Source organism: Streptomyces lancefieldiae (assembly GCF_031845825.1).
GTDB classification, from domain to species: Bacteria; Actinomycetota; Actinomycetes; order Streptomycetales; family Streptomycetaceae; genus Streptomyces; species Streptomyces lancefieldiae.
On sequence record NZ_JAVRFH010000023.1, the window covers coordinates 115,449 to 129,957 of the forward strand.

Sequence of the window (14,509 nt, forward strand, 5' to 3'; positions counted from 1 at the left end):
AGCGGATCACCGTCGGCCGCGAACGGCTGCTGAAACGCCGGACGCCCGCCACCCCCGGTGCGGGGGCGGCGGGCGTCCGGCGGAAGTGCCGTGAAACTGCGGGGAGTTCGGCGTCAGACCGCCGAACCCGCCTTCCACTGGGCCCAGTCCATGTTCCAGCCGTTGAGGCCGTTGTCCGGGGCGATGGTCTTGTCGCCGGTGTTCTGGACGACGACCAGGTCACCGATGATCGAGTTGTCGTAGAACCACGAGCCCGGCGTGTTCGGGTCGTTCGCGCCCTTGGCGTCGGCCAGGCCCACGCAGCCGTGGCTGGTGTTGACGCTGCCGAAGATGGACTTGGCGCCCCAGTAGTTGCCGTGGATGAAGGTGCCGGAGGTGCTCAGGCGCATGGCGTGCGGCACGTCCTTGATGTCGTACTCGCCCTTGCCATCGTCGTCGGTGAAGCCGACCGTCGAGCCGTCCATCCGGGTCTCCTTGAACTTCTCGGAGATCACCATCTGACCTTCGTAGGTCTTGTTCTCGGGGGAGCCGGCGGAGATCGGGATCGTCTTGACGGTCTTGCCGTCCTGCGTGACCTTCATCTGCTTGGTCTTCGCGTCGACGTACGAGACCTGGTTGCGACCGATCTTGAAGGTGACCGTCTTCTGCTGGACGCCGTAGACGCCCTGGGCGCCCTCGACTCCGTCGAGCGCCAGCTTGAGGGTGACGGTCGAGTTCTCCTGCCAGTAGTTCTCGGGGCGGCAGTCCATGCGCTGGGTGCTGAACCAGTGGCAGGCGACTTCCTGGCCGCTGCTGGTGTTGACCGTGATGCCCTTCTGGACGGCGGCCTTGTTGGTGATCTGCTTGTCGAAGTTGATCGACACGGGCATGCCCACGCCGACGGTGGTGCCGTCGTCCGGGGTGAAGGTGCCGATGAAGCTGTTCTTGGGGGAGACCGTGGTGAACGACGCGTTCTCGTGGGCGGCGCGGCCCTCGGAGTCCTGCGCGGTCGCCGTCAGCTTGTAGGTGGTGGCCCGCTCCAGCTGCCCGCTGGGCTTCCAGCTCGTCTTGTCGGCGGATATCTGACCGCTGACCTCGGTGCCGTCGGAGCCGGTCATCTTGACCTCGGTGAGCGTCCCCTTGGTCACGGTGACACCGGCGGAGTTGTTGATGGAGGCGTTGTCCGAGCCGTCCTTGGGCGTGATCTTGATCTGGGCCTCGGAGGTCTTCTTGGCCGCCGCCTCGTCCACCTCGGCCTGCGATGTCTTGCCGTCCCCACCCCCGGAGGCGTCGGCGTCGCCGCTGGAACATGCCGAGAGCACCAGCACACCGCCGAGCAGTGCGGACGCGGCCATCAGGCCCTTGCGCCGCTTACCGTCCGTCATCACACGCTTCTCCATCGTTGCCGATTCCCGAAACCCCGAGATACCCCGTCAATAACTTTCAACGCTACGACCGGTTCGTCCCGTTCCACATCGCCCCCAGATGTGGGGCACACCACGTTCGCGCGGAGGCGGACGGCGGTGCGAGCGGTGCGAGCGGTGCGGGGGTCGCTCAGTGCGCCCCGTGAGACGACGAAACCCCGGACGGCGGTTGCCGCCCGGGGTCACGTTTTTCCCCACACGACGTCAGCCGACCGTCATTTCATCGTCTTCCGGGTCGTTCTCGTCGTCATCATCCTCGTCGAGGTCCCATTCGGGCGAGTCGGGGTCGTAGTCGATCTGCTCACTGCTCCAGGACGCCTGCCGGAGCTCGATCCCGGGCACCGCACTGACCAGGTCGAACGGGTCCACGAGGTGGGCCAAAGCCTCGGCGGTGTCCTCCGTCACAGCGTGCTCGGCGTGGGCCCGTTCCGCGTCGGGGAGGTCGGCGTCGTCGGCGAGGGACTGCAGCGCGGCCCCCGTGACGGCCTCCTCGTCGTCGATCTCGAGGACGAGCTCGACGCGAATCCGTACATAGCGGGATGTCTCTGGAGTGCTCATGTCCGGAGCGTAAGGCCGGCCGCTCCCGTGACTTTCCTGTGACCCGCGACTTTCACTAACATCTGCCCACACGGCCAATTCGCCAGCGCCACAAGGGGATCGATATTCCGTGTCATCCGCTCGCCGTCCGTTGCTGACCGCCGCCGCCGCGGGCGGCCTGCTGTGCGCTCTGTGGTTCATCCCGTCCGCGAACGCGGCACCCGGGACACCGGCCCTCGAGACCGCCGCCGCGAACCCGTCGCCGCAGGTCACCGAGCAGGCCAGAGCCTCGTACACCGCCACGGCGGCCACCGGTGGGACCACGACCCGGCTGGCCGACACCGGAAGCTTCGACAGCACGCCGTACGTCGTCGGCGGCGCCGTCTGCCTCGGACTCGGCGCCGGCTTCGTCGGGTACTCGGTCCGCCGGGAACGCCTCGGCCCCTGAGAGAACTTGACGCTCTTTTGACTTTGCCGGCCCTGCCGCCGACCTGGTCGACCGTGCCGCCGCTCGTGCCGAGGGGCCCCGCCCTTCCGGCAGGGCCCCTCGGGCCACGTCAGCGCAGCGGCCCGGTGACCGTCTCCGCCGCCGCGACCAGGTGCCCGGCCCGCACGAACGCGTCCGCCGCGGCGAGGTCGGGCGCCAGGTAGCGGTCCGGTCCGGGACCCTCGACACCGGCCGCCCGTACGGCGTCGATGACGGCCTGCGAGGCCGGCGCCGGGGTGAGGCCCTCACGGAGCTCGATCGCGCGGGTGGCGGCGTACAGCTCGACGGCGATCACCCGGGTGAGGTTGTCGACGGCCGTGCGCAGCTTGCGCGCCGCCGACCAGCCCATCGACACGTGGTCCTCCTGCATCGCGGAGGACGGGATCGAGTCCGCCGAGGCCGGTACGGCGAGCCGCTTGAGCTCGCTGACCAGGGCGGCCTGCGTGTACTGGGCGATCATCAGGCCGGAGTCCACGCCGGCGTCGTCGGCGAGGAACGGCGGCAGACCGTGGCTGCGGTTCTTGTCCAGCAGCCGGTCGGTGCGCCGCTCGGCGATGGAGCCGAGGTCGGCGACGGCGACGGCGAGGAAGTCCAGGACGTAGGCGACCGGGGCGCCGTGGAAGTTGCCGTTGGACTCCACACGCCCGTCCGGCAGCACGACCGGGTTGTCCACCGCCGACGCCAGCTCCCGCTCGGCGACGAGGCCGGCGTGGGCCATGGTGTCGCGTCCGGCGCCGGCGACCTGCGGGGCGCAGCGCACCGAGTAGGCGTCCTGGACGCGGGGGGCGTCGTCCTGGTGGTGCCCGGTCAGGCCCGAGCCCTTGAGCACCGCGAGCATGTTGGCGGCGCTGGCGGCCTGCCCCGGGTGCGGGCGGATGGCGTGCAGCTCGGGGGCGAGCACCTTGTCGGTGCCGAGCAGGGCCTCCATGGTCAGCGCGGCGGTGATGTCGGCGGACTTGTAGAGGGTGTCGAGGTCGGCGAGGGCCATCACCAGCATGCCGAGCATGCCGTCGGTGCCGTTGAGGAGGGCCAGGCCCTCCTTCTCGCGCAGTTCGACGGGGGCGATCCCGTGCTCGGCGAGCAGCTCGCCGGCCGGCCGCACGGTGCCGTCGGGGCCCTCGGCCTCCCCCTCGCCCATGAGGGTGAGGGCGCAGTGCGACAGCGGGGCGAGGTCGCCGGAGCAGCCGAGGGAGCCGTACTCGTGCACGACCGGGGTGATCCGGGCGTTGAGGACGTCGGCCATGGTCTGCGCGACCTCGGGGCGCACGCCGGTGCGCCCGGAGCAGACGGTCTTCAGCCGCAGGAACATCAGCGCGCGCACGACCTCGCGCTCGACGCGGGGCCCCATCCCGGCGGCGTGCGAGCGGACGATGTTGCGCTGCAACCGGGCCCGCAGGTCGGGGCTGATGTGCCGGGTGGCCAGGGCGCCGAAACCGGTGCTCACGCCGTACACGGGGTCCGGCTTGGCGGCCAGCGCGTCCACGATCCCGCGCGCCTCGGCCAGGGCGGCCACGGCTTCGTCGGAGAGCTCGACCCGGGCGCCGTCGCGCGCCACGGCGAGAACGTCGGACGCGGTGACCCCGGACGTCCCCACCATCACAGTGTGCATATCCATATTCAGGAGCGTACGCAGTGAATTCGATGATGTCATCAGGGGATACGTCACTGCTGGGTGCCGGTTGCGCCCCTTACCGCCGCCTCTCGTCCGCCACGGCTACGGGGAGTGCCGCCCGCGGAACCGCCTGCGCTCCCCGTCCTCCTCCCGGGACGGCTCGTCGGCGAGCCGTACGACGGGGTCGTCCGGTCCCTCGCGGCCGGCGACCACCGGCCAGGCCGCCCGTTCGGCCTTGGCGCGGTACTGGGCGGCGTCGGCCAGCCGGAACAGCCGACGGGCGGAGCGCACCGGCCCGACCGGGTCCTCCGTGGAGGCGACCCCGCAGGCCACGCCGTCACCGAGCTCCAGCTCGGCCGCCCGACGGCACAGCTCCTCGGCCGCCTTGACCACCGCGTCGGCGGACGGCCCCACCGCGAGCAGGCAGAACTCGTCCCCGCCGAGCCGCGCCGCGAGCGCCCCCGGCAGCATCGCCCCGCACAGCGACAGCACCGACCCGAAACGCTCCAGTAGCCGGTCGCCGACGGCGTGCCCGTGGGTGTCGTTCACCCGCTTGAGGCCGTTCAGATCGCATACGACGAGGCTGACGACGACGCCCTCCCTGCGGTGCCGCTCGACGGCCTCGTCCAGCCCCGAGTCGACCGCGCGGCGGTTGGCCAGTCCGGTGAGCGCGTCGGTGTACGCGAGGCGCCGGACCTCCTCCAGCCGCTCGGTCTGCGCGATCCCGGCGGCGACGACCGAGGCCAGCACGGTGGCGAAGTCGGCGTCGGCCCGCTCGAAGACCCGCTCCCCCACCGGACGGGCCACATACAGCTCGCCCCAGGCGCGCCCGTGCAGCACGATCGGTGCGACCACGCAGCAGCCGCGGCCCCGGCGCCGCAGGGCGGCGACGCGCTGATGCACGTATCCGGGGCGTCCGGTGGCGGGCCCCTCGGCCGTCTCGACCCAGGCGTCGGGCTCACCGCCGCCGGCCCAGCGCTCGTGCAGGAACTCGGTGATCTCCGCGAACTGGTGCACCGGGTAGGACTCGTCCTCCGGGAACTCCTCCTCGCCCTCGGCCCGCCGGCCGACGTTCACCAGGACCCGGAGCCGGCCCAGCTCGCGCTCCCACACCGACAGCGCGGCGAAGCTGCCGCCCAGCGCGAGGCACGCGCCGACGGCCGCCGCCCGCCACGCCTCACGCGAGCTGTGCGCGGCGGCCATGCCCTGCGCCAACGCCACGACGGCCGCGAGCCGCCTGTCCTCACCCATCACTCCAGGCTAGGGAGATTTGCGCAGAAGGTGGACACGGGGCCTCCGGCGGTTGAGCCGTTTGCGCAACGGGGACGCGCGGCTCACGCGCCCCTGAAGGGCTACGGCTCGCGTGCCCGGGAGCTGCGGCTCACGTACCCCCGGCGCTGGGGCTCCCCCGCTCCCAAGGGCTGCGGCTCACACCCTCCCGGAGACAGCGGCCTGCGCACCCCGGAAGGCTGCGGCTCACGCGCCCCCGGGCGGCCATGGCACACGCGCCCCGGGAACTACGACTCACCCGCACCCGGCGCTGAGGCTCCCCCGCTCCCAAGGGCTGCGGCTCACGCGCCCCCGGGCGGCCATGGCACACGCGCCCCGGGAACTACGACTCACCCACACCCGGCGCTGAGGCTCCCCCGCTCCCAAGGGCTGCGGCACACGCGCCCCCGGGCGGCCATGGCACACGCGCCCGGGAGCTGCGGCTCACCTGCACCCGGCGCTGAGGCTCCCCCGCTCCCAAGGGCTGCGGCACACGCGCCCCCGCCTCCCGGCCGACCCGCACGGCCTCCTCCTCGATCGCCGGACGGGCTGGTGGATACCGCCGACCGGTGGTGCCGAGCGCGCGAGGTCACTCCCCGGGCCACCGCGGCGCACGCTTCTCGTTGAACGCCGCCACCCCCTCCGCCCGGTCCCCCGAGAACGCCACCGACCGCCACGCCGCGTCCTCGACCTCGAGGCCGGCCCGCAGATCCAGCCCGTGCCCGAGCCGCAGCGCCCGCTTGGCCGCCCGCAGCCCCACGGGCGAGTTCGCGGCCATCCGGGCGGCGAGCTCCAGCGCCTCCTCCCGGTCGCGCCCCTCCTCCACCAGGTGGTCCACGAGCCCGATCTCGCGCGCCTCCCCGGCCTCCACCCGCCGCGCCGTGAACACCAGCTCGGCGGCGCGCGCCGCGCCCACCCGCCGCGGCAGCAGCTGCGTACCGCCGCCGCCCGGGATCACGCCGACGGACACCTCGGGCAGCCCCACCACCGCCGTACGGTCGGCCACGATCACGTCGCACGACAGCGCCAGCTCGAAGCCGCCGCCCAGCGCGAACCCGTGCACGGCCGCGACCGTCGGCACGGGCAGTTCCAGCACCGCGGTGTACGCCCCCCGGGCCACCGGCCGCTGCCGCAGCAGCTCGGCGTCGGAGAAGGAGTTGCGTTCCTTCAGGTCGGCCCCGACACAGAACGCCCGCTCGTGGGTCGAGGTCAGCACCACCACCCGCACCCCGCGGTCCTCGCCCAGCGCCGCGCACGCCGCGGTGAGGGACCGGGCCATCGCGGTCGAGACGGCGTTCATGGCCTTCGGCCGGTCGAGGGCGAGCTCCGCGACATGCCCGTCCCCGTGCCGTCGCACCAGGACGAACTCTCCGAACCGCTCCTCGCTCATGACACCCTCCGGTTGAGTTAACGCGGGTTAACAACTCGACCGCCCGATCATCGCAGGCGGACCCGCGCGTGGAAAGGCCCGGCGCGCTCGCTCCCCGCCCGACCCCGCTTACCCGTTCGAGTGACATCCCGCCAACCCCCGCACACCGGCCGACGGCAGCGCATAGCGTCGCCCCGCCACGGCGCAGCGGGGGCGCGTGCGCACCGGGGAGGGATCATGACGACGACCGGCACACCGACGAAGCCGCAGCACCTGTGGGGCCGCCGCGGCCGACACCGCCGGCCCCGCCGGCCCCGCAAGGCGCTGCTCGCCGCGGGCGGCCTCGCCCTGGCGGCCGGCGCGCTGGGCCTCGTGCGCCTGGTGCCGTGGCCCGGAGGCGGCGACGTCGACGGTTTCGGCGCCGAGGCCGGGCCGCGCGTGGAGTCGGGCGGGGAGCGGGGGACCGCGCCGGACCGGGCGACCCCCGCCGCAGCGAGCACCGCGGGCTCGCCCGGGGTGAGCCCGTCGGCGACTTCCGGCATGGGCGGTCTGGGCGGATCCCCGGGGCGAGGCCTCATACCGGGCCCCTCCGCGAGCGGCCCCCCGGCCGGGCACTCCGCCACGACGACCGCCCCGGACGCTCCGAACCCGGGCGGCGGACCACCGGCCCCGCACACTCCGCGGTCGACGCAGCCGACGCAACCGACGCGGTCACCGCAGTCCCCCGGCTCACCGCGACCGCCGCGGCCACCGCGGTCCGACCCTCCCGCGCCGGGCCCGACCACCGCCCCGCCACCGGGGCGCGGTACGCCGCCGGCGGCCGCTCCGACCCCGGATCCGGACCGTCCCGGCCTGTGCCTGCCGCTGATCGGCCTGTGCGTGGACCTGTTCGCCGGCGAGGGCTGACGCGCCACACCGACACGCCACGCCGACGCGCTACGACGCCTCGCCGTCGCCCCGTCGCGTCAGCAGCCACGGTTCGACCACGCCGAGACCGCGCACCGGCCGTTGCCACATCGGCTGGAGCGCGAAGCGGTACGTGGGCGGTTCCTCGCCCTCCTTCTCCGCGGTGGCGGCCTCCTCGGCCGCGGCCGCCTCGGAGGCCGGGGCGTCCCGGGTGCGGATCAGTTCCTCCGCGAAGGCGGTGTCGATGAGGACGGCGTCCCGGGGGGCTATGGAGGTGAGTCGGGAGGCCAGGTTGACGGTCGTGCCGAAGACGTCGCCCATCCGGGTGGTCACCGTGCCGAAGGCGAGGCCGACGCGCAGCTCGGGCATGGTCTCGTCGTTCGCCATGGTCTCGATGAGGCGCAGCGCGATCTCGGCGGCCGTGCCCGCGTCGTCGGCGGCGTAGAGCACCTCGTCGCCGAGGGTCTTGATCAGCCGTCCGCCGCGCGCGGCCACCAGGTCGGCGGCGGTGGTCTCGAAGGCCTCGACCAGCTCGCCGAGCTCCTCCTCCTCCATGCGGCGGGTCAGCCGGGTGAAGCCGACCAGGTCCGCGAAGCCGACGGCGAGGCGCCGGTCCACCATCTCCTCGTCGTCGCCGGCCTGCACGACCCGTCCGGTGGCGGCGGCGAGCTGGCGCCGCCAGACGTAGACGAGGAACTCCTCCAGCTCCGGCAGCAGAAGCTCGACCAGCGGGTACGTCACCTCGGTGCGGGTCATTCCCGGCTCCGGAGGCTCGGTCAGGCCCTCCAGGAAGGAATCGATCTGCCACTCGGCCAACCGGGCGGTGGTCTGCCCGGTGGACCGCGCCACCTGGATGGCCATGGCCTCGCTGAGCAGCCCCGCCTCCACCAGGCCGGCCAGGCGCCGCAGGGCCAGGACGTCGGCCTCGGTGAGCGCCTTGGCCTGGCCTATGTCGGCGAAGCCCATCGCCCGCCAGAAACGGGAGGCCAGCTCCATGGAGACGCCCGCGCTGCGGGCGGCCTGGAAGGGGGTGTAGCGGCGCTCGGCGCCCAGAATGAGCCCTTCGAGGCGCAGTGCGAGCGGGTCCTCGCCGGAGTCGGCGGAGTCCGGGGCGGGCTCGGGGTCCACCCGGCCGTCCCCGTCCGCGCCGGAGCCCGTGTCGTCGACGGTCACGCCTGCTGCCCTTCCGATCTGCCGCGGTCAGGTATCGACCGGCCCCAACTTTACGTCAGGTGTGCCCCAGCTCACTCCCGCACAACCTGCGGACATTCGTGCCTCCCGGGGCCGAGCGCGGCCTGGGAGAAACCCCGGGGCCGCACCGGTGACACGGGCCGCACGAGTGGCATGGGCCGCACGGGCCGCACAGGAGGCACGGGCCTCCGGTGACACGGGTGACACGGGCCGCACGAGTGACACGGGCTATACGGGCCGCACGGGTGGCACGGGTGGCACGGGCGGCACGGGCGGCCGACGAGGATCGTCCCCGCGCTCGCGCGCGGCGGAGAGCGGGGCAAGGGGGCGGCACTCCGCGACGCCGGGCCGCGGCCCCCACCCCGAGCCGCACCCGGGCGCACCCGGGCGCACCCGGGCGGCCCGGGCCGCCCGGGCGGACCCGGCATCACGTCACGCCGGCCTCAGGTGCACGATGTCCCCCGCCCCCACCGGCTCCTGCACCCCCGCCTCCGTGGCCAGCACCAGCCGTCCGTCCCCGTCCACGGCCACCGCCTCCCCCACGAGCGACCGCTCCCCCGGAAGCTCCGCCCGCACCATCCGCCCGAGCGTCGCGCACCCCGCCGCGTACGTCTCCTGCAGCCCGCTCACCGCCGGGTCGCCCCCCGCCTCGCGCCACCTTCCGTACCAGTCCTCCAGCGACCGCAGCACCCCCCGCAGCAGCGGATCGCGGTCCGTGCTCACGGCGCCGGCCAGCGCCAGTGACCCGGCGCGCGGCACGGGCAGTTCGTCCGCCCGCAGGGTGACGTTGATGCCGACGCCGATGACCACCCCGTCGTCACCGGCCCGCTCGGCGAGGATGCCGCCGGCCTTGCGCTCCTCGTCGCCGACGGTCACGAGCAGGTCGTTGGGCCACTTCAGGGACGTATCGACCCCCGCGGCCCGGGACAGTCCGGTCGCCACCGCGACGCCGGTGAGCAGCGGCAGCCAGCCCCAGCGGGCCACGGGCACCTCGGCGGGGCGCAGCAGTACGGAGAAGAAGAGGCCGGAGCGGGCCGGCGCCGTCCACTGCCGGTCCAGGCGACCCCGCGCCGCGGTCTGCTCCTCCGCTACGAGGACGGCCCCCTCGTCCGCCTTCCCCTCGGCGGCGCGAGCCACGAGGTCGGAGTTGGTCGAGCCGGTGCGCTGCACCACGTCCACCTGCCGCCACAGCCCTCCCTCCCGTAGCAGCCCCCGGCGCAGCGCGGTGGTGTTGAGGGGCGGCCGGTCCAGGTCGGACCAGCGGCTGTGGGAGGGGTCGGAGGCATCTCGGGGCGTCATGCAAGCCACGATAGGTGTGGGAAACACCGCACTGCCGATCGCAGGGCCCCCCACTACTCTACGGATGAGTAACCGTCCCCCCTTTTGAGCAGGCAGGGAGCCGCATCCCGATGTCCGAGCCGGAAGAGCAGCAGCCCGACATCCACACGACCGCGGGCAAGCTCGCGGATCTCAGGCGCCGCATCGAGGAAGCGACGCACGCCGGTTCGGAACGGGCCGTCGAGAAGCAGCACGCCAAGGGCAAGCTGACGGCCCGTGAGCGCATCGGCCTCCTGCTCGACGAGGGCTCCTTCGTCGAGCTGGACGAGTTCGCCCGGCACCGCTCCACCAGCTTCGGCCTCGACGCCAACCGCCCCTACGGCGACGGCGTCGTCACCGGTTACGGCACCGTCGACGGCCGCCCCGTCGCCGTCTTCTCCCAGGACTTCACCGTCTTCGGCGGCGCCCTCGGCGAGGTCTACGGCCAGAAGATCGTCAAGGTCATGGACTTCGCGCTGAAGACCGGCTGCCCGGTCATCGGCATCAACGACTCCGGCGGCGCCCGCATCCAGGAGGGCGTGGCCTCGCTCGGCGCGTACGGCGAGATCTTCCGCCGCAACACCCACGCCTCCGGCGTGATCCCGCAGATCAGCCTGGTCGTCGGCCCCTGCGCGGGCGGCGCGGTCTACTCCCCCGCCATCACCGACTTCACGGTGATGGTCGACCAGACCTCGCACATGTTCATCACCGGCCCCGACGTCATCAAGACCGTCACCGGCGAGGACGTCGGCTTCGAGGAGCTGGGCGGCGCCCGCACCCACAACTCCACCTCCGGCGTGGCCCACCACATGGCCGGTGACGAGAAGGACGCCGTCGAGTACGTCAAGCAGCTGCTGTCGTACCTGCCGTCCAACAACCTCTCCGAGCCCCCGGCCTTCCCGGAGGAGGCCGACCTCGCGGTCGGCGACGAGGACCGCGAGCTGGACGTGATCGTCCCGGACTCGGCGAACCAGCCCTACGACATGCGCGCCGTCATCGAGCACGTCCTCGACGACGCCGAGTTCTTCGAGACGCAGCCGCTGTTCGCGCCGAACATCCTCACCGGGTTCGGCCGGGTCGAGGGACGCCCGGTCGGCATCGTCGCCAACCAGCCCATGCAGTTCGCCGGCTGCCTGGACATCACCGCCTCCGAGAAGGCGGCCCGCTTCGTGCGCACCTGCGACGCCTTCAACGTGCCCGTGCTGACCTTCGTGGACGTCCCCGGCTTCCTGCCGGGCGTGGACCAGGAGCACGACGGCATCATCCGCCGCGGCGCCAAGCTGATCTTCGCCTACGCCGAGGCCACGGTCCCGCTCATCACCGTCATCACCCGCAAGGCCTTCGGCGGCGCCTACGACGTCATGGGCTCCAAGCACCTGGGCGCCGACCTCAACCTGGCCTGGCCCACCGCCCAGATCGCCGTCATGGGCGCCCAGGGCGCGGTCAACATCCTGCACCGCCGCACCATCGCCGAGGCCGGTGACGACACCGAGGCCACCCGCGCCCGGCTGATCCAGGAGTACGAGGACGCCCTTCTCAACCCCTACACGGCCGCCGAGCGCGGCTACGTCGACGCGGTGATCATGCCCTCCGACACCCGCCGCCACATCGTCCGCGGCCTGCGCCAGCTACGCACCAAGCGCGAGTCCCTCCCCCCGAAGAAGCACGGCAACATCCCCCTCTAAGGAGCCCGGCGTGATCAAGGTCGTACGGGGCAACCCCACCCCGGAGGAGCTGGCCGCCGCCCTGGCGGTGGTCCGAGCGCGCGCCGCGGCGGCGGAGACCGAGCCACCCGGCGCGCCGGCCCCGAGGGACGCGTGGTCCGACCCGTCCCGCATCGCGGCACGGCGGCTGCCGCAACCGGGCCCGGCGTCATGGACCCGCACGTACTGGCCGAGCTGAGGCCGAGCACCCCAGGGGCGCGGGACGGTGCCTCCATGCGGCTCCGCCGCGTGGGCGCACAGAAGTGGAACGCCGCGCCCCGATCTAGGTATCCGTACTCAAGCGCCGCCCCCGGGGCAAGCCGCACGCTGGTGGAATGCTGTGGTCCGACCCCGAGAACGAGCCGCCCGAGGAACTGCGCGACATGCAGGTCATGCTGCGGCGGCTGAGCGTGTGCCTGGCCCTGGCCATGGTCCTCGCGATGATCGTGATCGGCTTGCGGTGAGGCGCCGGCGACCCTGCCGCCGCCGATACCCTGATCCCATGACAGACCAGCAGCCGCGCCGCCGACTCGTCCTCGCCTCCCAGTCCCCGGCCCGGCTCGGCCTGCTGCGCCAGGCCGGGCTCGCCCCCGAGGTGCTCGTGAGCGGCGTCGACGAGGACGCGGTCACCGCGCCCACCCCCGCCGAGCTGGCCCTCGCCCTCGCCGAGGCCAAGGCGTCCGTCGTGGCCGCGAAGCCCGAGGTGCACGGCGCCCTGGTGATCGGCTGCGACTCGGTGCTCGACCTGGACGGACAGGCCCTCGGCAAGCCCGCGGACGCCGAGGAGGCCACCGCCCGCTGGAAGGCGATGCGCGGCCGGGCGGGCACGCTGCAGACCGGCCACTGCGTCTGGGACACCGCCTCCGGCCGCCACGCCTCCGCCACCGCCTCGACCGTCGTCCGCTTCGGCGAGCCGACCGACGAGGAGATCGCGGCCTACGTGGCCTCCGGCGAGCCCCTCTACGTCGCCGGGGCCTTCACCCTGGACGGCCGCTCGGCCCCGTTCATCGACGGCATCGAGGGCGACCACGGGAACGTGATCGGCATCAGCCTGCCCCTGCTGCGGCGGCTCCTCGCCGAACTCGGGGTGGGCATCACGGAGTTGTGGGCGCCGACGGAGGGCTGACCGGAGAGCCTTCGTCACCCTCGCCACCGCCGCCCCGGCCGTCCTCGGGCCGCCCGGACGCGGGGTCCTCGCGGACGTCGTGGCTGATCAGCAGCAGCACGACGAGGCCGAGGACGAGGATCATGAACAGGAAGGCTTCGGGACCCACCAGCCCCCAGGTGACGGCGCCGAGCAGCCCGTGCACCACGGCCACACTGATCAGCAGGACCCGGCCGGGTCCGGCGGGCGGGCGGTCGCGCAGCGCCACGAGCAGCGCGACCAGCCCGCACACCGCGAAGTAGAGCCCGAAGACCACCCCGCCGATCTTCGAGGACAGGGACATCATGTCCGGGTCGAGACCGGCCAGGGACATGTCCTGCCGGTCGACGACGATGCCCAGGAACCAGTTCAGCGCCGCGACGCCGAGCGCCTCCGCGAAGAGCGCGACCGCCAGGACCCATGCCACCGGCCTGCGCACCGCCACCGGTCCCCACCCCCTTTCGACCGCTGCCGCACGGAGCAGCTGTCACCCCGAGAACGTCCGCCCGCTCGCCCGACCACCGCCGCGCACGGAGCGCCTCCGGGCCATGCACTGTCTTCGGTATCCGGAACGCTACTAACGGGTAAACCTGGCGACAAGAGGTCCGCCGTGAGCAAAGAATCGTTGGGCCATTCGTAGGGACTCCACAAAGAAACGGAGTGGCCCGCGGCACGCTCTCACAGAGACCTTGACCACACCGGGGAGCTAGGGTTTCCACGAGGAGCCCTGCGTATCACGGCGAGACAAGGGATTTCGCGGGTCGAGCGAGCCTCGAATCACGCTCCGTGTGGGCAAGGTCACCATTGGGGACGGGTCGAAGTGCCGTGTCGGCAGTCCCTAAACTCGGCTTGTTTCAAGGAGGGAGCCTCAATCGTGCGCAAGGTGCTCATCGCCAACCGTGGCGAAATCGCTGTCCGCGTGGCCCGGGCCTGCCGGGACGCCGGGATCGCGAGCGTGGCCGTCTACGCGGACCCGGACCGGGACGCTCTGCATGTCCGCGCCGCTGATGAGGCGTTCGCCCTGGGTGGTGACACCCCCGCCACCAGCTACCTGGACATCGCCAAGGTCCTCAAGGCAGCCGGCGAGTCGGGCGCGGACGCCATCCACCCCGGCTACGGATTCCTCTCCGAGAACGCCGAGTTCGCGCAGGCGGTCCTGGACGCGGGCCTGATCTGGATCGGCCCGCCCCCGCAGGCCATCCGCGACCTCGGTGACAAGGTCGCCGCCCGCCACATCGCCCAGCGCGCCGGCGCCCCGCTGGTCGCGGGCACCCCGGACCCCGTCTCGGGCGCCGACGAGGTCGTGGCCTTCGCGAAGGAACACGGCCTGCCGATCGCGATCAAAGCCGCCTTCGGCGGCGGCGGACGCGGCCTCAAGGTCGCCCGCACCCTCGACGAGGTCCCCGAGCTGTACGACTCCGCCGTCCGCGAGGCGGTCGCCGCCTTCGGCCGCGGCGAGTGCTTCGTCGAGCGCTACCTCGACAAGCCCCGCCACGTGGAGACCCAGTGCCTGGCCGACACCCACGGCAACGTCGTCGTCGTCTCCACCCGCGACTGCTCACTCCAGCGCC

The 14,509-nt window shown here is 73.0% G+C and carries 15 protein-coding genes; 7 read left to right on the forward strand and 8 right to left on the reverse strand.

What is annotated here, in order from left to right; genetic code table 11:
* Nucleotides 1-113 precede the first annotated feature (113 nt).
* On the reverse strand, nucleotides 114-1,364 hold the full coding sequence (locus RM812_RS22565) for a L,D-transpeptidase (RefSeq protein WP_311575050.1): 1,251 nt from the start codon (nucleotides 1,362-1,364) through the stop codon (nucleotides 114-116).
* Between the two features lie 243 nt (nucleotides 1,365-1,607).
* The gene (locus RM812_RS22570) at nucleotides 1,608-1,961 is read right to left on the reverse strand and encodes a hypothetical protein (RefSeq protein ID WP_311575051.1); all 354 of its coding nucleotides are present in this window, start codon (nucleotides 1,959-1,961) and stop codon (nucleotides 1,608-1,610) included.
* 109 nt (nucleotides 1,962-2,070) lie between these two features.
* Between RM812_RS22570 and RM812_RS22575 the strand changes: the two genes are divergently transcribed.
* Complete coding sequence (locus RM812_RS22575) at nucleotides 2,071-2,388, forward strand: hypothetical protein (RefSeq protein ID WP_311575052.1); 318 nt, start codon at nucleotides 2,071-2,073, stop codon at nucleotides 2,386-2,388.
* Nucleotides 2,389-2,497: 109 nt separating this feature from the next.
* Here the strand turns inward: RM812_RS22575 and hutH are convergent, their stop codons facing one another.
* The 3 genes from hutH to RM812_RS22590 form a co-directional block, all read right to left on the reverse strand.
* A complete protein-coding gene (gene hutH, locus RM812_RS22580) occupies nucleotides 2,498-4,036 on the reverse strand; it encodes a histidine ammonia-lyase (RefSeq protein WP_311575068.1) in 1,539 nt (512 codons plus the stop codon).
* Between the two features lie 105 nt (nucleotides 4,037-4,141).
* Nucleotides 4,142-5,290: a GGDEF domain-containing protein gene (locus RM812_RS22585; RefSeq protein WP_311575053.1), complete on the reverse strand. Its 1,149-nt coding sequence runs from the start codon at nucleotides 5,288-5,290 to the stop codon at nucleotides 4,142-4,144.
* A gap of 607 nt (nucleotides 5,291-5,897) precedes the next feature.
* Nucleotides 5,898-6,698 carry an enoyl-CoA hydratase/isomerase family protein gene (locus RM812_RS22590; protein ID WP_311575054.1) on the reverse strand — a complete coding sequence of 267 codons (801 nt, stop codon included), beginning with the start codon at nucleotides 6,696-6,698 and terminating at the stop codon, nucleotides 5,898-5,900.
* A gap of 216 nt (nucleotides 6,699-6,914) precedes the next feature.
* Here RM812_RS22590 and RM812_RS22595 point away from each other — a divergent pair, with 216 nt between their 5' ends.
* Nucleotides 6,915-7,583: a hypothetical protein gene (locus tag RM812_RS22595; RefSeq protein ID WP_311575055.1), complete on the forward strand. Its 669-nt coding sequence runs from the start codon at nucleotides 6,915-6,917 to the stop codon at nucleotides 7,581-7,583.
* A 30-nt stretch (nucleotides 7,584-7,613) separates the two neighbouring features.
* Here RM812_RS22595 and RM812_RS22600 read toward each other — a convergent pair whose 3' ends face one another.
* Together RM812_RS22600 and RM812_RS22605 are read right to left on the reverse strand one after the other, a co-directional pair.
* Entirely contained in the window at nucleotides 7,614-8,756 is a 1,143-nt protein-coding gene (locus RM812_RS22600) for an adenylate/guanylate cyclase domain-containing protein (RefSeq protein ID WP_311575056.1), read from the reverse strand.
* Between the two features lie 450 nt (nucleotides 8,757-9,206).
* Nucleotides 9,207-10,073 (reverse strand): biotin--[acetyl-CoA-carboxylase] ligase, encoded by an 867-nt coding sequence (locus RM812_RS22605; protein WP_311575057.1) that lies wholly within the window; start codon nucleotides 10,071-10,073, stop codon nucleotides 9,207-9,209.
* A gap of 110 nt (nucleotides 10,074-10,183) precedes the next feature.
* Here RM812_RS22605 and RM812_RS22610 point away from each other — a divergent pair, with 110 nt between their 5' ends.
* The 4 genes from RM812_RS22610 (at nucleotide 10,184) to RM812_RS22625 (ending at nucleotide 12,920) form a co-directional block, all read left to right on the forward strand.
* Entirely contained in the window at nucleotides 10,184-11,776 is a 1,593-nt protein-coding gene (locus RM812_RS22610; protein WP_311575058.1) for an acyl-CoA carboxylase subunit beta, read from the forward strand.
* Nucleotides 11,777-11,786: 10 nt separating this feature from the next.
* Entirely contained in the window at nucleotides 11,787-11,993 is a 207-nt protein-coding gene (locus RM812_RS22615; RefSeq protein WP_311575059.1) for an acyl-CoA carboxylase subunit epsilon, read from the forward strand.
* Nucleotides 11,994-12,129: 136 nt separating this feature from the next.
* Nucleotides 12,130-12,258: a morphogenic membrane protein MmpB gene (gene mmpB / locus RM812_RS22620; protein WP_311575060.1), complete on the forward strand. Its 129-nt coding sequence runs from the start codon at nucleotides 12,130-12,132 to the stop codon at nucleotides 12,256-12,258.
* A 38-nt stretch (nucleotides 12,259-12,296) separates the two neighbouring features.
* A complete protein-coding gene (locus RM812_RS22625; protein ID WP_311575061.1) occupies nucleotides 12,297-12,920 on the forward strand; it encodes a Maf family protein in 624 nt (207 codons plus the stop codon).
* Here RM812_RS22625 and RM812_RS22630 read toward each other — a convergent pair.
* The gene (locus RM812_RS22630) at nucleotides 12,889-13,383 is read right to left on the reverse strand and encodes a hypothetical protein (RefSeq protein WP_311575062.1); all 495 of its coding nucleotides are present in this window, start codon (nucleotides 13,381-13,383) and stop codon (nucleotides 12,889-12,891) included. The two genes, RM812_RS22625 and RM812_RS22630, sit on opposite strands and share 32 nt — an antisense overlap.
* A 429-nt stretch (nucleotides 13,384-13,812) precedes the next feature.
* On the opposite strand from RM812_RS22630, the gene RM812_RS22635 reads away from it, so the two are divergent.
* Nucleotides 13,813-14,509: biotin carboxylase N-terminal domain-containing protein (locus RM812_RS22635; RefSeq protein ID WP_311575063.1), on the forward strand; the 697-nt coding region annotated here is incomplete at its 3' end.